This is a genomic window from Pseudomonas sp. WS 5078, from assembly GCF_012985745.1.
Classification (GTDB): Bacteria; Pseudomonadota; Gammaproteobacteria; order Pseudomonadales; family Pseudomonadaceae; genus Aquipseudomonas; species Aquipseudomonas lundensis_A.
The window spans coordinates 295,459-315,104 of record NZ_JAAQWX010000001.1 but is presented as its reverse complement, the minus strand read 5'-3'; the positions used below and the strand labels follow the sequence as shown (position 1 = coordinate 315,104).

Here is a 19,646-nt window from a genome sequence, read left to right as displayed (position 1 = left end):
GTGATCCAGAGGGTTATTTACCCGTCTTGACCTTGGTCCACGTGCGCGTCATCAGACGTTGCACTTTCGGGGGTAGTTCGGTGGAAACGTACGTTTTGTCCAGCACCGCCTGGGTTGGGTAAACCGCTTCGTCGGTACGAATGGACTCGTCCATCACCTTGTCGGCAGCCGGGTTAGGGTTGGCATAGCCGACATAGTCACTGACCTGAGCGATCACTTCAGGTTTGAGCAAGTAGTTGATGAACGTGTGGGCTTCCTTGACGTTGCTGGAGTCCTTGGGGATCGCCAGCATGTCAAACCACAGTGCGCCGCCTTCGTTGGGCACGATGTAGGCGATGTTGACGCCCTTTTTGGCCTCTTCGGCACGCGCCTTGGCCTGGAACACATCACCGGAGAAACCGATGGCAACACAGATATTGCCGTTGGCCAGGTCCGAAATGTATTTGGAAGAATGGAAGTAGGTGACGTATGGACGCACCGACATCAGGGTCTTTTCAGCTTCTTTGTAATCCTTGGGGTTGGTGCTGTTGGCATCTTTACCCAAGTAGTTGAGCACGGTGGGCAACATTTCGTCGGCCGAGTCGAGGAAGGCCACGCCGCAGCTTTGCAGCTTTTTCATGTTTTCGGGTTTGAACACCACATCCCACGAGTCGATCGTGTCCACGCCCAGAACTTCTTTGACTTTGTCGACGTTGTAGCCGATGCCATTGGTGCCCCACAGATAAGGCACTGCATACAGGTTGCCCGGATCGTTTTGCTCAAGACGCTTGAGCAAGGCCGGATCCAGGTTGGAATAGTTGGGCAGCTGCGATTTGTCGAGCTTTTGGAACGCGCCCGCTTTGATCTGCTTGCCCAGAAAATGGTTGGACGGCACGACCACGTCATAACCGGTACGTCCGGCCAGCAGTTTGCCTTCCAGGGTTTCGTTGGAATCGAAGACGTCATAGACCGGTTTGATACCGGTGGCCTTTTCAAAATCGGCCAGCGTGGTCGGGGCGATGTAGTCCGACCAGTTATAGATGTGCACGGTGGGTGCCGCTTGTACGCTGACGGCAAGCGTCAAACCAGCGCCGACCAGCAAGGTCTTGCGAAACAAAGATATAGACACGTGATGGTCCTCAAAATAGTTGGGCCTGAGTTGCCCGCGTCACACGGCAGCAGTACCGCCAAAGACAAAACCGGCGCGCAACTTACCCTCGATAAACCTGCACAGCAAAGTTTTCTGCGATTAATTGCGCGATCGCCGGATTCTGTCGCCGTTGCGCCGGGCTGCGATAAGGCCTTACGGGCCTGCAAAAGGGCAAAAACCGGTGTCCTTTTGTCTCAATCGCAACCCTGCGCCGCGGCGACAGGAGGCTTACTTGCCCGACTTGATCTTGGTCCAGCTGCGGGTCAGCAAACGCAAGGTGGCCGGTGGCAAATCGCTGATTGCGTACAACTTGGCTTTCACCTCGTCGGACGGGTAGATACTCGGGTCGCCCGAGATATCTTTGTTCACCAGTGGCGTTGCAGCCTTGTTACCGTTCGGGAAACGTACGCTGTTGGTGATTTCGGCCATCACTTCCGGTTGCATCAGGAAGTTCATGTAAGCGTAAGCCGCATCAACGTTTTCGGCGTCTTTAGGAATGGCAACCATGTCATAGAAGCTGCCAGCGCCTTCTTTAGGAATCACGTACTTGAGCTTGACCTTGTCACCGGCTTCCTTGGCACGGGAAATCGACTGCTCCAGGTCACCCGAGTAACCCACAGCGACACAGATGTTGCCGTTGGCCAGGTCGGAGATGTACTTGGAGGAGTGGAAGTAACCCACCGAAGGACGGATCTTCAGGAACAGGGCTTCGGCTTCGGCCAATTGCTTTTTGTCCTGGGTGTCGGTCGGGTAGCCCAGGTAATGCAAGGCAGCCGGGATCATCTCGGTCGGGGAATCGAGGAAGCTGATGCCACAGCTTTTCAGCTTGGCCGCGTTCTCGGGCTTGAACAGCACGTCCCAGGAGTCGATGGTGTCGACGCCCAGAGCAGCCTTCACCTTTTCAGGGTTGTAGCCGATGCCGATGGTGCCCCACATGTACGGGAACGCGTGTTTGTTGTCTTTGTCGCTGGCATCGCCAACGGCCTTGAGCAACGCAGGATCGAGGTTTTTCCAGTTAGGCAGCTTGGACTTGTCCAGCTCCTGGTAAACCCCGGCCTTGATCTGCTTGGCCAGGAAATTGTTGGAAGGCACGACGATGTCGTAGCCTGATTTGCCCGCTAGCAGCTTGGCCTCGAGGGTCTCGTTGCTGTCGAACACGTCGTATACGACTTTGATACCGGTCTGGTCTTCAAACTTTTTCACGGTATCGGGTGCGATGTAATCGGACCAGTTGTAGATATGCAGCACTTTATCTGCCGCTTGGGCTGCCCCCGCCATCACACCCATCAAGGACAGGGCGAGAAGGGTCTTGCCAGCTTTTTTAAAACCTGATGCCTTCATCTGTAATGCTCCAATTATTCTTTTAAACCACCGATTCAGCGTCCTGATCTCAGGGTGACTAAAGCCGGCGGCTAGTCTGGCAAGATCCGGGGCAGGCTTTCAAGGGAAGAGCCTTGATTCTTAAGGCTTCGAGCGCAATTACCTACATTAAAACGGCAGTTGTCTTGTGCTCGAAGCCTAGCAGTTAACCTTGCAGGACTTCCAAGGTCAGATCCAGGCACTTGCGAGCCTTGGTCACCAGCTCATCAATCTCGTCCTTGGTAATCACCAGCGGTGGCGAAATAATCATGGTGTCGCCCACGGCGCGCATGATCAGACCGTTATCAAAACAGAACTGGCGGCAGATCATGCCGACGCCTTTGCCCTCGTAACGTTTGCGCGTGGCCTTGTCCTGCACCAGTTCGATGGCGCCCAGCATGCCCACCCCGCGCACTTCGCCCACCAGCGGGTGATCGTTCAGTTCGCGTAAACGCTTTTGCAAATACGGTGCCGTTTCGGCGTGAACTTTTTCGATAATTTTTTCATCGCGCAGGATGCGGATGTTTTCCAGCGCAACCGCAGCGGCCACCGGGTGGCCGGAGTAGGTAAAGCCGTGGTTGAAATCACCGCCTTCGTTGAGCACCGCCACCACTTCATCGCGCACGATCAGGCCGCCCATCGGGATGTAGCCCGAAGTCAGGCCCTTGGCGATGGTCATCATGTCGGGCTTGAGGCCGTAGAAATCACTACCGAACCACTCGCCCGTACGGCCAAAACCACAAATCACTTCATCGGCCACGAACAGGATGTCGTATTTGGCGAGAATTTCTTTGATGCGCGGCCAGTAGGTTTCAGGCGGCACGATCACGCCGCCCGCACCCTGAATGGGCTCTGCGATGAACGCACCGACGTTATCGACGCCGATTTCGAGGATTTTTTCTTCCAGTTGGTTGGCCGCCCAGATGCCGAACTCTTCCGGCGACATGTCACCGCCTTCGCCGAACCAGTAAGGCTGCGGGATGTGGGTGATGCCCGGGATCGGCAAGTCGCCCTGTTCGTGCATGTAGGTCATGCCGCCCAGGCTTGCACCGGCCACGGTCGAACCGTGGTAGCCGTTTTTGCGGCTAATGATGACCTTCTTGTTCGGTTTGCCCTTGATCGCCCAGTAGTGGCGGACCATGCGCAACATGGTGTCGTTGCCTTCGGAACCGGAGCCAGTGAAGAACACGTGGTTCATGCCTTCAGGCGCAATCTCGGCAATGACTTTCGACAGCTCAAGCACCGGCGGGTGCGCAGTCATGAAAAACAGGTTGTAGTAAGGCAGTTCGCGCATTTGTTTGCTGGCAGCGTCGGCCAGCTCGTCACGCCCGTAACCGATGGCTACACACCACAGGCCGGCCATGCCGTCGAGAATCTTGTGACCTTCGCTGTCCCACAGGTACACGCCCTTGGCGTGAGTGATGATGCGCGGTCCGACTTCTTTCAACTGTTTAAAGTCGCTGAATGGCGCGAGGTGGTGATCGTTACTGAGGTTTTGCCATTCGCGGGTTTGCGGGTTCTTGTTGGTCATACGGCTCTCCTTTATTCAGTGGGGAGCCGCGCTTCCCAAGCGCGGCCCCGGCGTGTCAGACGGCGAACAGCAGGAATTCCCGCTCCCACGAACTGATGACGCGCTTGAAGTTTTCATGCTCGGCACGTTTTACAGCCACGTAGCCGGTGATGAACTTGGTACCCAGGTACTTCTCGATGGTCTTGCTGTTTTCCATGCGCTCAAGAGCGTCCTCAATGGTCAACGGCAGACGCAGGTTGCGGCGCTCATACCCGCGGCCGACAACAGGCGCGCTCGGGTTAACGCCTTCGACCATGCCGATGTAGCCGCACAGCAAGCTGGCAGCAATCGCCAGGTACGGATTGGCGTCGGCGCCCGGCAGGCGGTTCTCGACCCGACGGTTTTGCGGGCCGGCGTCCGGTACCCGCAGACCCACGGTCCGGTTCTCTTCACCCCATTCCACGTTCACGGGTGCCGACGTGTCAGGCAAGAAGCGACGGAAGGAGTTCACATTCGGTGCAAATAGCGGCAGCAGCTCTGGAATGAACTTCTGCAGGCCCCCGATGTGATTGAGGAACAGCTGGCTCATGGTGCCGTCTTCATTGGAGAAGACGTTTTTGCCGGTTGCGATGTCGATGATGCTCTGGTGTAAATGCATGGCGCTGCCAGGCTCGCCCGTCATGGGCTTGGCCATGAAGGTAGCGGCCACGTCGTGCTTGAGCGCAGCTTCGCGCATGGTGCGCTTGAACACCAGAATCTGGTCGGCCAGCGACAACGCGTCACCATGACGGAAGTTGATTTCCATCTGCGCGGTGCCGTCTTCATGGATCAAGGTGTCCAGATCCAGCTCTTGAAGTTCGCACCAGTCGTAAACATCTTCGAACAGCGGATCGAATTCGTTGGCGGCTTCTATAGAGAAGGACTGGCGACCTGTTTCCGGGCGGCCAGAGCGACCGACTGGCGGTTGCAGCGGGTAGTCCGGGTCGTCGCTGCGCTTGGTCAGGTAAAACTCCATCTCCGGCGCCACGATGGGCTGCCAGCCGTGGTCGGCGTAGAGTTTGAGCACCTTTTTCAGCACGTTGCGCGGCGACAACTCAATCGGGTTGCCTTGCTTGTCGTAGGTGTCGTGAATCACCTGGGCCGTAGGCTCAATCGCCCAAGGCACGAGAAATACGGCGTTCTCGTCGGGCCGGCAGACCATATCAATGTCGGCCGGATCGAGGAGTTCGTAATAGATGTCGTCTTCGACGTAGTCGCCCGTTACGGTCTGCAGCAATACGCTCTCGGGCAGGCGCATGCCTTTTTCGGCAATGAACTTGTTGGTCGGCGAGATCTTGCCGCGAGTAATCCCGGTAAGGTCGGCGATCATGCATTCGACTTCTGTGATCTTGTGGTCTTTCAACCAATCGGTGAGCTGGTCGAGGTTGTTACTCATAAATGCCTCTGGGCTGAGTTTCCTGACTTGAATAAGTCAGGCGTTTACTGACGCATCGGCGTCGCGTTGTGTTGCGCGCCGTCTGCAGGCATCTCCAAATGCCTGGAAGATGGCGAGGTAAATCGGGTTAGAGCTTACCTGCCATTCGGGGTGCCACTGAACCGCTAAAGCAAAAGCCTTGCCGCCTTCGACCGAAACCGCTTCTACCAGACCGTCCGGAGCAGTGGCTTCAACCCGCAAACACGGGGCCAGATGGTCAATGCCTTGGGTGTGAATGGAGTTGACTTCGAACTCGGCGGGTACGCCCAGGCCGGCCAATACGCCGCCGGGCTGAACGTGCATGGCGTGGCTAGGGGCGTATTGCACGTCAACGGGGGCGCTGGGGTCTTCACGGTGCTCGATGAAACCGTCGACTTCGTGGAGTTTCTGGTGAAGCGAGCCGCCGAGGGCTACATTCAACTCCTGAAACCCGCGGCAAATGCCGAGCACGGGTACGCCCGCTGCCAATGCGGCACGGATCAAGGGCAGGGTGGTGCGGTCACGGTCAGCGTCATGCAGCGTGCCAGGGGCACTGGCCGGGCCGTGATACAAATGAGGTTCGATATTGGAGGGTGACCCGGTAAATAGCAGGCCATCCAGACCGTCAAGAATATCGGTCGGATCAATAAGCTCCGCCAACGACGGAACGATCAGAGGCAAGCCTTTGGCTGCTACCGCAACAGCTCGCACGTACTTGTCACCGGTAATGTGATAAGGATGCAAACCGATCTGCTTGGTGCAGGCGGTGACGCCGATTAACGGCAGGCGTGACATGTAACACCCCGGTATTATTGCTGTTATGGGTTTGAATCGAGCTTAGCCTTGTTCATTTTTTTACACAACACCCCCGTAAAAAATACAACACGGCCCGCTCAAGCCTGCGGGCGGCACAGTTTTTTTTGGATAAATGACGCCCTAAAAAGCGTCAAAAATGGCCTTTCGGCGCTTTTTTAGGGCGAAAAACAGGCTGCTTGACTTCGGTATGCCGTTCGGGTTGACTGAAACCCGTAGCGCTCAATGATTGATATTTTTAACAACAAAGGTGTTGCATCATGTCGGTACCCCCGCGTGCCGTTCAGCTGAATGAAGCGAACGCGTTCCTTAAGGAACATCCTGAGGTTCTGTACGTTGACCTTCTAATTGCGGATATGAATGGTGTAGTGCGCGGCAAGCGCATTGAACGCACCAGCCTCCACAAGGTTTACGAGAAAGGCATCAACCTGCCAGCCTCTTTATTTGCCCTGGATATCAATGGCTCGACGGTGGAAAGCACCGGTTTGGGTCTGGACATCGGTGACGCAGACCGAATCTGTTATCCAATCCCTGACACCCTGTGCAATGAACCATGGCAAAAGCGCCCAACCGCGCAACTGCTGATGACCATGCACGAACTTGAAGGTGAACCTTTCTTCGCCGATCCGCGTGAAGTATTGCGTCAAGTGGTGACCAAATTTGACGATCTGGGCCTGACCATTTGCGCCGCGTTCGAGCTGGAGTTCTACCTGATTGACCAGGAGAACGTGAACGGTCGTCCGCAACCTCCGCGCTCGCCAATTTCTGGCAAACGCCCGCATTCGACACAGGTGTACCTGATCGACGACCTCGACGAGTACGTCGATTGCCTCCAAGACATTCTGGAAGGTGCGAAAGAGCAAGGCATCCCGGCTGACGCCATTGTTAAAGAAAGCGCCCCGGCTCAGTTCGAAGTGAACCTTCACCACGTTGCCGACCCGATTAAGGCTTGCGACTACGCGGTATTGCTCAAGCGCCTGATCAAAAACATCGCCTACGACCATGAGATGGACACCACGTTCATGGCCAAGCCTTATCCGGGCCAGGCGGGTAACGGGTTGCATGTACATATTTCGATTCTGGACAAAGACGGCAAGAACATTTTTGCCAGCGAGGATCCCGAGCAGAACGCCGCATTGCGCCATGCAATCGGCGGTGTGCTGGAGACCCTGCCCGCCCAAATGGCGTTCCTTTGCCCTAACGTTAACTCCTACCGTCGTTTCGGCGCACAGTTCTACGTGCCGAATTCGCCGTGCTGGGGGCTGGACAACCGCACGGTTGCGATCCGCGTTCCGACCGGTTCGTCCGACGCTGTGCGTATTGAGCACCGGGTTGCGGGTGCCGATGCCAACCCGTATCTGTTGATGGCGTCTGTTCTGGCCGGTGTTCACCACGGCCTGACCAACAAAATCGAGCCGGGTGCACCGGTCGAAGGCAACAGCTACGAGCAGAACGAGCAAAGCCTGCCCAACAACTTGCGTGATGCCCTGCGCGAGCTGGACGACAGCGAAGTCATGGCCAAATACATCGACCCGAAATACATCGATATTTTTGTGGCCTGCAAGGAGAGTGAGCTGGAAGAGTTTGAACACTCCATCTCCGATCTCGAATACAACTGGTACTTGCACACCGTGTAAACGGTCCGTGCTTTATAAAGACGCCGCCGGCTCCCAAGCCCGCGGCGTTTTTTATGGTCATTTCTTTCGGTTATTCAGGCTTTTTCTGATGAGCAACAGGATAAATCCTACATATAAATGCATCTGAAGCTCCCAAGATGATCGACTTGTTGAGCCTCACGTATGGCGCTCCATGACCTTTATCGGACTGCCTTTTTATGCATCTTGTCTTGAAGCGTTCAGCTCTCAAACATCACCGCTTGGCTGCGCTTATTTTGTTACTGGCGTTGCTGGTCTATCACTCTGCCTTGGCCGAAAATTTGGCAGCGTTGGACCCAAAATACGCGTTGTGTAACGCCGGGGAGCAGCAGGCGCCCATCAATATTGAGCGCGCGGTGCTTGCCGACTTGCCGGCATTGAAGACCCGCTATCTCCCGGGGCCTGCCACTGTGAGGCATAACGGCCACAGTCTGGAAGTGCTTACAGACACCAAAGGTGAGTTCAGGTTAGGCAATAAAGTCTACGAATTTGTGCAGTTGCATTTTCATACACCCAGCGCAGAGCACATTCAGGGCCGGATTTACCCACTGGTTGCGCACCTTGTTCATCGCGATGAAAAAGGTGCGCTGGCGGTGATTGCCATTCAGTTCGAGCAAGGAAAAGAAAACAACGGCCTGGCCCAGTTATTGGGGGTGATGCCTCGACACAAGGACGATGCCTACGTGCTGGGGCATTTCAATGTGGAACAGTTTCTGCCGGCTCAACGCGACTACTTTGTATACAAAAGGGCCTTACCTGACCCAACCTGCATTGAGAAGGTCCGCTGGCATCTCTTGAAGACTCCCGTAGAGGTGTCGCAGGCGCAGATAGCGACTTTTCAGTTGATGTTTCCCACGGACTCACATTCGGTCCAGCCGGTTAGCCCACGCACGGTGAGGGTCAGTGGCTAACTGCTCATACGGCTCGTACAATGCCTGCTGCCCCGCAGGAGACACCCATGACGCGTCCCGCCGCCTCACGCGCAACACCTCGCAAGGCCCGCGCACGTAGCCAGGGTCGGATTGAGGCAATACTCGATGCCGCCCGCACGTTGCTTGCCACCGAAGGGGTGGCCAGTTTGTCCATTTACAGCGTGGCAGAGCGGGCGCACATTCCTCCGTCCTCGGTCTACCATTTTTTCTCCAGTGTGCCGGGGTTGCTCGAAGCCCTCACCAGTGATGTGCATGCGGCCTTCCGTGGCTGCCTGCAAGCCCCTGTCGAACATGCACAACTGCACGGCTGGCACGATTTAGCGCGTGTGCTGGAGCAACGCATGCTGAGGATTTACAACGAGGATGCGGCCGCGCGACAGCTGATTCTGGCGCAACATGGTTTGACTGAAGTCACTCAGGCCGACCGCCAACACGACCTGGAACTGGGCCAACTGCTCCACACCGTCTTTTCCCGGCATTTCGAACTGCCAGCCCTGCCCGACGATGTAGACGTCTTTACCTTGGCGATGGAATTGGGGGATCGCGTGTATGCACGTTCCATCCAGCTTCATGGCAGCATTACGCCGCGTATGGCCGAAGAGGGCATGCGGGTTTTCGAGGCATATCTGGCGCTGTATTTGCCGCCGTTCCTGCCCAAGCGCACAGCACCTGTTTCAGCCGATCACTGATCGGCCGAGGGCTTTTTAAATACGTAAAACAGATTCGGCTCACTGACCACGTATACCGTGCCTTCATCATCCATCGCGATGCCTTCAGCTTGCGGGACCGATTTCTTCAAGCCATGCCGTCCTTTCTTCAGGGACAACATGCTGATAGGGCGTCCTTCTACGTCCAGTTCGATCAACAGCTTCGACTCGTCAGACAGCGCCAGCAAGTGGCCGCTACGTTCATCGAATTGCAGGCTCGACAAGTCGCGCACGAACAGTCGGGAATCGCGGCGCGGGTTGTTTACCACGTGGGTTGCATACGGCTGCTGGGGATTGGACTGAGGAAAGCCGCGCACTTCGTAGATCAGCATAGGATCACGCTCTTTAGCCACAAACAGACGCTTGCCCGCCGAGTCGTACGCCAGCCCTTCAAACCCTTTATTACCCGACAGGTTGATGCCCAGCGTCAGCTGTTCTGCATCAGCGGCGTCCAGTACGTGGGTGTTGTCATCCACATGGACTTTGATCAAACGCTGCTGGCGCTCATCGGTAATGACGTAGGTATCCGGACCAATGAACTCCACTGCCTCTGCATCCCCAAAACCGATTAACGGGATACGTCGCAAAATTCGCCCATCCAGCGACAGCTCCACCAACTCGGCTTGCTTGTTGGTGACCGTGAACAGGCTTTTGCGCACCGGGTCGTAGGTGAGTGCCGATACGTCATCCTCAAGGCCATCAATCTTCTGGCCCTGAAGCACGGCCTGATACTCACCCAGGTTGATGCTATTCGGATCAACCGGTTCCCACAGTTGGCGGGCGTTGAACCATGTTCGCTCAAACAGGCGAAAGTGCTGCGCAGCAAAGCCTGCGGCCACGAACACCACAATCATGAGGCTAATAATAAAAACGGTAGTGCGGCGGGTGCAGCGCATGGGGGGCGGACTCAAATCAGATCAGGCCGTGTAAATACCACGGCTGTATGAATTAAACCTTAATCCACAATGGTCGCTGACGCCTCACAGAAAAATCCTACGCAGCAATAGGTTATTTCTTCGTTTTCTCAAAGCGATAAAACAGGTTGGGTTCACTCACCATGTACAGAGTCCCATGTTCATCAATGGCGACGCCTTCAGCACGAGGAATTGTGTCTTTCAAGCCATTGAAGCCGCCGAGCAGGGTCATGAAACTGACTTGCTGACCCTGCTCATCCAGTTCGAGCAACATGTGCGAATCGGCTGACAGCACCAGCGTATGACCTGTGCGCGGATCAACGCTCAAAGCCGAAAGGTTGCGCAGATCCAGCTCATCGCTGATTACTTTTTGCTTGTCACCCCTGAGCACCTGGCTGCCATCGCTTTTCCACGTGAACATGGCGGGTGGTCGCTCTTCGCCCAACAGCAATTGTTGGCGGCGCGGGTCCCAGGCAATGGCTTCAAAGGCCTTGTTCTGATTCTTTGAAAGCCCCAGTTCGTACTGCGGGAAATCAGCGATGTTCAAGCGCTTGGTATTGGCGTCGACCTTCACAAGTGACAGTGAGTGCATGCGTTCATCAACGATCGCCAGCAACCCGTTTTCCATCACGGTCAGCCCTTCCGGGTTATTCCAGCCCTCCAATGGGATCTTGCGCAACACCTCACCCTCAAGGGTTAACTCGACCAAAAACGGGTTTTTCCCCATGACCGAAAACAACGTCTTTGTGAGTGGCGAATACGCAAGGTCAGACGCTTCATCTTTTTCCATGCCGGGCAACACTTTGGCATCGATGACCGCCGTGTAATCAGGCAGCCAGACGCTTTCATTCTGTTCTGTCTTGCTCTCAAACCGCTCCAGCACCCATAACGCGCCACGATCGTCCCAGTGCATCGCTATCATCAGGCCGTAGAGCAAAACTGCCAATAATAAAAGCCAGTAATACCAGCGCAAGACAAAGCGGGAAGCTCGACTGGCGGGCGGATTTTGCTGAGGATCGGTGGGCATTGGTGTGCTCTTCCAGAATTTTTTGCTACGTCTAAATAATACAAACAGGCGGCAGAGACGGTTTTCTCGCGTAGGGATTATCCATATTACATGTGAAATTTTTGACAAAAATTTCAGCTGTGGCCTACCAGCTTAGAGGGAAGCCGAAAAAAACTCAGCTATGGCGTATCGCCATATTAGAGTGGCTCGCCCAACATGAACTCAGACCGTCCCGGCGGTCTATGTTCAAGCCGATGTAGGAATTGTCTGTAAATACGCGCGATAACAAAAAAGCGATACATCCGGAAAAGTATTTAAAGCGGCTAATATGTTAACTGTGCTTTAGAACACTAAAACTTGTGCGAGCGCACATTACATATGTGTAGATTTTAAACTTACACATGCACACTTCTAGTGACAGAAGCGTTTCGTAAGTAGGATCTTTCCGAATAGCGCGAAGACATGTGTATTCGTTTAGTTCTAACTTGACACCCACCTTCTTAGCCTCTTATCTAATAAAAAGATTGCCAGTGCATGTACTTACTATCGATTGCGCCGACTGCAGGGGTGATCGAGTTCGCGACAATCACACGAATTCAGGGCTAACGACATCCGTTGCTTGCCTCCCTGTCAGGCATGTAAATGCTCTGGCGTACGCGGTTATGTACTTAATAAATGATTATGGAGTTTCTATATGCCGTTCACCTCGCACACTCAAAAGCTCGCGGCGCCCACCCTTTATCAAACTAATAAAAACACTATTTGTGCGTTAGCCGCCGAGCAGTTGTTCATTACAATACTGCCTTATCCAAATATGGAGGAGGGCGACCTGATCGAGTTGTTCTGGGATGGCTGTTATGTAACTTCCCAGCAAGTTGGCAAGTTGGATGTGGGGCAGCCCTGCCAGCTTAGAGTGCCTGAGAGTTTCATTCAGAACGGTACGTCCCGGCTTTATTATCGCGTCATGCATATCGGCAGCAGCCCTGCACTTTCCACTCAACTCAAAGTCTTGGTAAAGCTGGATTCGCCAGGCGGAAAGGCCATCGGTGAGGAAAATCAGGGATTGGCGCCCGTGACCATTCCTGATCCGATCCAGCGCTATGGGATCAACCCAAGTCAAATGAAGCGTGGGGTGCCGCTGACCATCGAGCCTTATCCCAACATGGCAGTCGAAGACGCCATCACGCTGATGTGGGGCGACATTCGCATGGATGTGCCCAAATTGCGTGTGATGGATATTGGTAAACCCGTCAACGTATTCGTGGCGCCCGAGATCATTCAGGAGGCCGGAGAAGACCCGAAGCTGGAAATCACCTATTGCGTGATTGATCGCGTCGGCAACAACTCGCGCTGGGCGCCTCCTCGCAGCATCAAGGTCGGCGCCAACAAACGTTACGTTAACCCTGCACCCCGCGAGCTGTTGCGCGCAGCCGAGCCGAGGCCTAATTGGCGAGAATAGACGGCACAACGCCGTAGGAAATAAGAAAAAAGGATGTGAGAAACATCTATCCATATTCCTAAAAGTTAGTGTTTAAAATTTTTATACTCGATTAGGGTATATAGACCGGACCACCGGACTCTCTAGTGATTACCCGCGCCGTTTGAATGGCGCTCCCATGAGATGCGAGGTAGGTATGGTCAGTAACACAATCACCCTTGTGCGTAACGCCAGGGCATTGGGTGCAGCCAAGGAGCGGTACTAATGTCTGATTTGGCTAATGCACATTTGCACAGCGACCAGGACGTCGCGCCTTTGTTGTTATCTGCGCACATTCTGCGTACGGATAATGAAGCCCTTGAAGCTGCGCACGCCCTGGCTGCGGTGGCCCGCGAACAGGCTGCCAAGCGTGACCGGCAACGCCAACTGCCGTGGTCCCAGATCGAGGCGTTCACCCAAAGTGGTTTGGGCAGTATTACCATTCCCCGCGAGTTTGGCGGCCCTCAGGTGTCTTATGTCACCTTGGCCGAAGTCTTTGCGATCATCTCGGCAGCCGACCCGGCACTCGGGCAGATCCCGCAAAATCAGGTCGGAATCCTGAACCTGGTGCTGAATACGGCAACTCAGGCTCAAAAAGAGCAGCTGTTTAGTCGCGTGCTGAAGGGGGGGCGCATCGGGAATGCCGGCCCGGAGCGCGGCAGTAAAAATACCCTCGACCTCAAAGCGCGAATCACGGCTGAGGGTGATGCGTTCGTTATCAACGGTCAGAAGTTTTACTCGACCGGCGCGTGGTTTGCCCACTGGATTGCCGTCAAAGCGCTAAACGACGAAGGCAAGCAAGTCATTGCCTTTGTGCCGCGTGCAACGCCGGGTTTACGCGTGGTGGACGACTGGTCAGGCTTTGGTCAACGCACGACCGCCAGTGGCACCGTGCTGCTCAACAATGTGCGCGTTGACGCTGACCTGGTGGTCGACAACTGGCGCATTAACGAAAGCCCGAATATTCAAGGCGCGGTGTCGCAGCTGGTTCAGGCGGCCATTGACCTGGGCATCGCCCGCGAAGCCATTGCCGACACTATCCGTTTCGTACGCGAACGCTCTCGCCCGTGGATTGACGCCAACGTTGAGCGCAACAGCGATGATCCGTATGTGGTCGCTGACATTGGCAAGCTCAGCATTGAGTTGCATGCCGCCGAAGCGCTGCTGCGTAAGGCCGCACGCGTGCTGGATGACGTCAGCGCCTCCCCCGTCGACGCTCAGGCAGCCGCTCGGGCCTCAATTGCCGTGGCCGAAGCCAAAGTCCTGAGCACCGAACTCTCGTTATTGGCCAGCGAAAAGCTCTTCGAGCTATCCGGCAGCCGCGCCACCCTGGCGGAGTTCAACCTTGACCGGCATTGGCGTAACGCCCGCGTTCACACGCTACACGACCCCGTGCGCTGGAAATACCACGCCATCGGCGCCTACCGCCTGAACGGCACCTTGCCTGCCCGGCATTCCTGGATCTGACGCTGGAGAGAACCATGTCACTGACATCCCAACAGGTCCCGGTGCTGCGCAGCGACACCGAGGCCCTGAGCGTAGCGCGTGAGCTGGCTACCATCCTGAAGCGCGACAGCGCCCTGCGCGACCGCGAACGGCGCTTGCCGCACGATGAACTCGAACTGTTTTCCCGCACCGGCCTGTGGGGCATTTCCGTGCCCAAAGCCTATGGCGGCGCGGGGGTTTCAACGACCACGCTGGCCAGCGTGATTGCCTTGATTTCGGCTGCCGACAGCTCGCTCGGGCAAATCCCGCAAAACCATTTTTATGCACTTGAAGTCCTGCGTGTAAATGGTCGGCCGCAGCAACAGCAGCGTTTCTACGAAGAGGTCCTCGCGGGCAAGCGTTTCGGCAATGCGCTGGCAGAGCTGGGTACCAAAAACGCCCATGAGCGCACCACTCATCTGGCCAAGGCCGAGCATGGTTTCCGCATTACCGGGCGCAAGTTTTACGCCACGGGCGCGCTGTATGCGCAGCGCATCCCGACCTCTGTCGTCGATGACGACGGTGTGCAGCATCTGGCGTTTGTGCCACGTGACAGCGATGGACTGACCGTGATTGATGACTGGAGTGGCTTCGGCCAGCGCACCACTGGCAGTGGTTCGGTGGTGTTCGACAACGTGTTTGTGGCCGCTGAAGACGTGATTCCGTTCCAAAGCGCTTTCGAACGTCCGACGACGGTTGGCCCTCTGGCGCAGATCCTTCATGCGGCCATCGACACCGGTATTGCACGGGCAGCTTATGAAGACGCGTTGCACTTTGTGCGCACCAAAACCCGCCCGTGGATTGACGCCACCACCGACATCGCCAGCGAAGACCCGTTGACCCTCAAAAGTTTTGGTCACCTGAGCGTGCGCCTGAGTGCAACCGAAGCCCTGCTGGAGCGGGCCGGGGAGTTCCTTGATATTGCCCAGGCCAACCCGAACGCGCAGACAGTGGCCGCCGCATCTATCGCCGTGGCCGAGGTGCGCGCCTTGAGCACGGAGATTTCCCTGGCCGCCGGCAGTACGTTGTTTGAACTGGCGGGTAGCCAGGCAACCCTGGCCGAGCACGGGCTGGACCGCCACTGGCGTAACGCCCGGGTGCACACCCTGCATGATCCGGTGCGCTGGAAGTATCACGCTGTGGGCAATTACTACCTCAATGATGAAAACCCACCACTGCGGGGGACCATCTGATGGCCAAGAGGAAAATCCTGCTCAATGCCTTCAACATGAATTGCATTGGCCATATCAACCATGGGCTGTGGACGCATCCGCGGGATAACTCCACTCAATTCAATACCCTCCAGTACTGGACAGAACTGGCGCAGTTGCTGGAGCGCGGGCTTTTTGACGGCCTGTTTATTGCGGACATCGTCGGCGTGTACGACGTATATCAGCAGTCGGTGGATGTGCCGCTCAAAGAGTCGATTCAATTGCCGGTCAATGACCCTTTGTTATTGGTTTCAGCGATGGCAGCGGTGACCAGGCACCTTGGTTTTGGCCTGACGGCGAATCTGACTTACGAGCCGCCGTATTTATTCGCACGTCGCATGTCGACACTGGACCACCTGAGTCGCGGCCGGGTGGGCTGGAACATTGTGACCGGCTACCTCGACAGCGCTGCCAAGGCGATGGGGTTGAAGGAACAAGTTGAGCATGACCGCCGTTATGACCAGGCCGACGAATACCTTGAGGTGCTCTACAAACTGTGGGAAGGCAGTTGGGAAGACGGCGCGGTGATTAACGATCCGGCGCAGCGCATCTATGCCCGGCCGGAGAAGGTGCACAAGGTGAAGCACCACGGCGAGTTCTATCAGGTGGAGGGCTATCACTTGTGCGAGCCCTCGCCCCAGCGCACGCCGGTGCTGTTTCAGGCAGGCAGCTCCGATCGTGGTCTGGCCTTCGCCGGACGCCACGCTGAATGCGTGTTCATCAGCGGTCAGACCAAAGCGGCGACCCGGCAGCAGGTCGATAAAGTGCGTGCCAGCGCCGAGGCGGCCGGGCGCAACCCGGATGACATCAAGGTGTTCATGGGGCTCAACGTGATCGTCGCGCCGACTGAGCAACAGGCGCGCGCCAAACGCGAGGAATACCTGAGCTTTGCCAGCGCCGAAGCCGGTGTGGCGCATTTCTCCAGCTCCACGGGCATCGACTTCTCGGACTACGAACTGGACGAACCGATCCAGTACGTCAAGAGCAACGCCATTCAGTCCGCCACCCAGGTGCTGCAAAACAACGATTGGACACGTCGCAAACTGCTCGAACAGCATGCGCTGGGCGGTCGCTACATGACCGTGGTGGGTTCACCGGAACAAGTAGCCGATGAGCTGGAATCCTGGATTGCTGAAACCGGCCTGGACGGCTTCAACCTGACCCGCATTGTCACTCCCGAAAGCTACGAGGACTTCATCGAGTGGGTGATTCCCGAACTGCAGCGCCGGGGTTCGTACAAGACGGCCTACGACCACGGCAGCCTGCGTCAAAAACTGTTTACCGAAGGCGATGCGCACCTGCCCCAACGCCACACCGGCGCGGGTTACCGCCACAGCGCTTGAAGCAGCGTCACTGAATTTCACCCCCTGACTGGAACCTACCCATGAATAAAAAACACATCACTCACCCAGTCAACGCACTGGTGTTAGCCCTCGGTCTGCTCAGCGGATTTACCCACGCCGCCGATAGCCCGCTCAAGGTCGGCACGACGGCCGCTTTTGCCATGCCGCTGGAAAAAGCCGTCGCTGAAGCTGACAAACAGGGTCTGAAGGTGGAGCTGGTAGAGTTCACGGACTGGATCGTGCCCAACACCGCACTGGCCGCGGGCGATATCGACATTAACTATTTCCAGCACATTCCATTTCTGGAAAACGCCAACGCAGCATCCGGCAGTGATCTGGTGCCGTTCAAACCGGGGATCATCAACAACATCGGTTTGTACTCCAAAAAGTACAAAAGCCTCGAAGCCCTACCCGCAGGTGCCACAGTGGCGATCGCCAATGACCCGATCAACAGCGGTCGCGGTCTGCAGTTACTGGCCAAGGCGGGATTGATTACGCTCAAACCGGGTGTCGGTTACAAAGCCACCGAAGCCGACATCACCGCCAACCCGAAAAAAATCAATATTTTGCAAGTCGAGGCCGTGCAACTGGTGCGCGCGTACGATGACGCCGATTTGGTCCAGGGATATCCGGCTTACATCCGTCTGGCCAAAACGTTCGATGCACAATCCGCCCTGCTGTTTGATGGCCTCGATCACCCGGAGTACGTGATTCAGTTCGTCATCAAACCGCAGAACAAGGACGATCCGCGCATCGCCAAATTCGTGGACATTTATCAGCACTCGCCGGTGGTCAAGGCCTCGCTGGATGAAACCTACGGCACCTTGTACCAGCCGGGCTGGGGAGGCTGATCATGAGCGTGGCCATTGCTCGCACGGGGCGGCTCGACGTCCAGCCGCCCAGTGCGACCCAGACTCAATTGCACCCTGAATTAAGCCGCGCCCATGTGCGTTTTATCGGCGTGGGCAAAACCTATGACGGACGCCAAGGCCCGGTGGATGCGCTCAAGGGCATCGACCTGGCGATTCAACGCGGGGAGATCTTCGGCATCATCGGCCGCAGTGGTGCGGGTAAATCGTCGTTGATTCGCACCATCAACCGCCTTGAACAGCCCAGCAGCGGCCGCGTGCTGATTGATCAGGTCGACATTGGCGGGTTTGATGAAAACGCGCTGGTGGCGTTGCGCAGGCAGATCGGCATGATCTTCCAGCACTTCAACCTGATGTCCGCCAAGACCGTGTGGCAGAACGTGGAGCTGCCGCTGAAAGTGGCTGGCGTTCCCAAATTGCAACGTGAGCAAAAAGTCCGCGAGCTGCTGGCGCTGGTGGGCCTGCAAGGCAAGCACACGGCTTACCCGGCGCAGCTGTCCGGTGGGCAGAAACAGCGCGTAGGCATTGCCCGCGCATTGGTGCATAACCCTGCCATTTTATTGTGCGACGAAGCCACGTCGGCACTTGATCCCGAAACCACCCAATCGATCCTCGGCTTGTTGCGCGAAATCAATCAGCGGCTTGGGTTGACCATCGTACTTATCACCCATGAGATGGCGGTGATTCGCGACATCTGCCATCGGGTGGTGGTGCTGGAACAAGGACGAATCGTTGAGCAGGGCCCTGTGTGGCAAGTGTTTGGCAACCCGCAGCACGAGGTCAGCAAAACCCTGCTCGCACCGCTACAGGATGCGTTGCCCGAAGGCTTGCAGGCGCGCATTAGCGCGCAACCCGTGTCGGCGCAATCGGATGTGATCCTGCGCCTGCGATTTACGGGCCAGCAGGCGCAGGAGCCTGACCTTGGCGCCTTGTTTGCTGCACTCGGCGGCCAGGTGCGCTTGCTGCATGGCGGGGTTGAGCAGATTCAGGGCCATGCGCTGGGGCAACTGCTGCTCAGTGTCAGCGGTGTATCACTGGGCGCAGAGGAATTGCGTAAACGCGCTCAACATTGGGCACAACAGGTCGAGGTGGTCGGTTATGGCATTTGATCGTTTGTGGCAGGGGGTGATCGACACCTTCCTGATGGTCGGCGTGTCGTCGTTGATCGCGCTCGTGCTGGGCATTCCACTGGCCGTGATTCTGGTGACCAGCGACAAGGGCGGCATTTATCAGGCGCCCGCGCTGAATAAAGCGTTGGGCGCGTTCGTGAACCTGTTTCGCTCCATCCCGTTTTTGATTCTGATGGTGGCGCTGATCCCTTTCACCCGGCTGATTGTCGGTACGACGTACGGCGTGTGGGCGGCCGTTGTGCCACTGACCATCGCCGCGACCCCGTTCTTTGCGCGGATTGCAGAAGTCAGCTTGCGTGAAGTGGACCACGGCCTGATCGAGGCGGCACAAGCCATGGGCTGTAAACGCCATCACATCATTTGGCATGTCCTGCTGCCTGAAGCATTACCCGGCATCGTCGGCGGATTCACCATCACCCTGGTGACCATGATCAATTCCTCCGCCATGGCAGGTGCCATCGGTGCGGGCGGGCTGGGTGACATTGCCTATCGGTATGGCTACCAGCGCTTTGACACGCAAGTGATGCTCACCGTGATTGTGTTGCTGGTGGTGCTGGTGGCGGTGATCCAGCAAGGGGGAGACCGTCTGGCAAGGGTGCTCAACAAGCGGTAATCCGTCCGATGACCTGCTGGCACAACCTGCCAGCAGGTTT

Annotated in this window: 17 protein-coding genes; 10 read left to right on the top strand and 7 right to left on the bottom strand. The window is 56.4% G+C overall.

Features of this window, described 5'->3' with window-relative positions; translation table 11 throughout:
- Positions 1 to 13: 13 nt before the first annotated feature.
- The 5 genes from HBN68_RS01465 to HBN68_RS01445 all read right to left on the bottom strand — a co-directional run bounded on the left by HBN68_RS01465 (position 14) and on the right by HBN68_RS01445 (position 6,246).
- Complete coding sequence (locus HBN68_RS01465; protein ID WP_169962281.1) at positions 14 to 1,108, bottom strand: polyamine ABC transporter substrate-binding protein; 1,095 nt, start codon at positions 1,106 to 1,108, stop codon at positions 14 to 16.
- Positions 1,109 to 1,357: 249 nt separating this feature from the next.
- Positions 1,358 to 2,470, bottom strand: coding sequence for a polyamine ABC transporter substrate-binding protein (locus HBN68_RS01460; protein WP_094991719.1), 1,113 nt, complete (start codon positions 2,468 to 2,470; stop codon positions 1,358 to 1,360).
- Between the two features lie 184 nt (positions 2,471 to 2,654).
- Positions 2,655 to 4,019, bottom strand: a complete 1,365-nt coding sequence (locus HBN68_RS01455; protein ID WP_094991718.1) for an aspartate aminotransferase family protein — start codon at positions 4,017 to 4,019, stop codon at positions 2,655 to 2,657.
- Positions 4,020 to 4,074: 55 nt separating this feature from the next.
- Complete coding sequence (locus HBN68_RS01450) at positions 4,075 to 5,433, bottom strand: glutamine synthetase family protein (protein ID WP_094991717.1); 1,359 nt, start codon at positions 5,431 to 5,433, stop codon at positions 4,075 to 4,077.
- A 36-nt stretch (positions 5,434 to 5,469) separates the two neighbouring features.
- Positions 5,470 to 6,246 (bottom strand): gamma-glutamyl-gamma-aminobutyrate hydrolase family protein, encoded by a 777-nt coding sequence (locus tag HBN68_RS01445; protein ID WP_094991716.1) that lies wholly within the window; start codon positions 6,244 to 6,246, stop codon positions 5,470 to 5,472.
- Positions 6,247 to 6,524: 278 nt separating this feature from the next.
- Here HBN68_RS01445 and HBN68_RS01440 point away from each other — a divergent pair, with 278 nt between their 5' ends.
- From HBN68_RS01440 to HBN68_RS01430, 3 genes are all read left to right on the top strand, one after another.
- Positions 6,525 to 7,901 (top strand): glutamine synthetase family protein, encoded by a 1,377-nt coding sequence (locus tag HBN68_RS01440; RefSeq protein WP_020295897.1) that lies wholly within the window; start codon positions 6,525 to 6,527, stop codon positions 7,899 to 7,901.
- 209 nt (positions 7,902 to 8,110) lie between these two features.
- Positions 8,111 to 8,830 carry a carbonic anhydrase family protein gene (locus tag HBN68_RS01435; protein ID WP_169962279.1) on the top strand — a complete coding sequence of 240 codons (720 nt, stop codon included), beginning with the start codon at positions 8,111 to 8,113 and terminating at the stop codon, positions 8,828 to 8,830.
- Between the two features lie 47 nt (positions 8,831 to 8,877).
- Positions 8,878 to 9,540: a TetR/AcrR family transcriptional regulator gene (locus HBN68_RS01430; protein ID WP_169962277.1), complete on the top strand. Its 663-nt coding sequence runs from the start codon at positions 8,878 to 8,880 to the stop codon at positions 9,538 to 9,540.
- On the opposite strand, the gene HBN68_RS01425 is transcribed toward HBN68_RS01430, so the two are convergent.
- A complete protein-coding gene (locus tag HBN68_RS01425) occupies positions 9,534 to 10,454 on the bottom strand; it encodes an SdiA-regulated domain-containing protein (protein WP_169962275.1) in 921 nt (306 codons plus the stop codon). The two genes, HBN68_RS01430 and HBN68_RS01425, sit on opposite strands and share 7 nt — an antisense overlap.
- A gap of 112 nt (positions 10,455 to 10,566) precedes the next feature.
- Positions 10,567 to 11,499 (bottom strand): SdiA-regulated domain-containing protein, encoded by a 933-nt coding sequence (locus HBN68_RS01420; protein ID WP_094991712.1) that lies wholly within the window; start codon positions 11,497 to 11,499, stop codon positions 10,567 to 10,569.
- 673 nt (positions 11,500 to 12,172) lie between these two features.
- Between HBN68_RS01420 and HBN68_RS01415 the strand changes: the two genes are divergently transcribed.
- From HBN68_RS01415 to HBN68_RS01385, 7 genes are all read left to right on the top strand, one after another.
- Positions 12,173 to 12,937 carry a hypothetical protein gene (locus HBN68_RS01415; protein ID WP_169962273.1) on the top strand — a complete coding sequence of 255 codons (765 nt, stop codon included), beginning with the start codon at positions 12,173 to 12,175 and terminating at the stop codon, positions 12,935 to 12,937.
- A gap of 243 nt (positions 12,938 to 13,180) precedes the next feature.
- The gene (locus HBN68_RS01410) at positions 13,181 to 14,422 is read left to right on the top strand and encodes an SfnB family sulfur acquisition oxidoreductase (protein ID WP_169962271.1); all 1,242 of its coding nucleotides are present in this window, start codon (positions 13,181 to 13,183) and stop codon (positions 14,420 to 14,422) included.
- A gap of 14 nt (positions 14,423 to 14,436) precedes the next feature.
- On the top strand, positions 14,437 to 15,633 hold the full coding sequence (locus tag HBN68_RS01405; protein ID WP_169962269.1) for an SfnB family sulfur acquisition oxidoreductase: 1,197 nt from the start codon (positions 14,437 to 14,439) through the stop codon (positions 15,631 to 15,633).
- Complete coding sequence (locus HBN68_RS01400; RefSeq protein ID WP_169962267.1) at positions 15,633 to 16,994, top strand: LLM class flavin-dependent oxidoreductase; 1,362 nt, start codon at positions 15,633 to 15,635, stop codon at positions 16,992 to 16,994. Before HBN68_RS01405 ends, HBN68_RS01400 begins: the two co-directional genes overlap by 1 nt.
- Positions 16,995 to 17,035: 41 nt before the next feature.
- Positions 17,036 to 17,845 carry a MetQ/NlpA family ABC transporter substrate-binding protein gene (locus tag HBN68_RS01395; protein ID WP_094991707.1) on the top strand — a complete coding sequence of 270 codons (810 nt, stop codon included), beginning with the start codon at positions 17,036 to 17,038 and terminating at the stop codon, positions 17,843 to 17,845.
- Between the two features lie 2 nt (positions 17,846 to 17,847).
- On the top strand, positions 17,848 to 18,972 hold the full coding sequence (locus HBN68_RS01390) for an ATP-binding cassette domain-containing protein (protein ID WP_169962265.1): 1,125 nt from the start codon (positions 17,848 to 17,850) through the stop codon (positions 18,970 to 18,972).
- Complete coding sequence (locus HBN68_RS01385; protein ID WP_169962263.1) at positions 18,962 to 19,606, top strand: methionine ABC transporter permease; 645 nt, start codon at positions 18,962 to 18,964, stop codon at positions 19,604 to 19,606. Before HBN68_RS01390 ends, HBN68_RS01385 begins: the two co-directional genes overlap by 11 nt.
- Positions 19,607 to 19,646 lie beyond the last annotated feature (40 nt).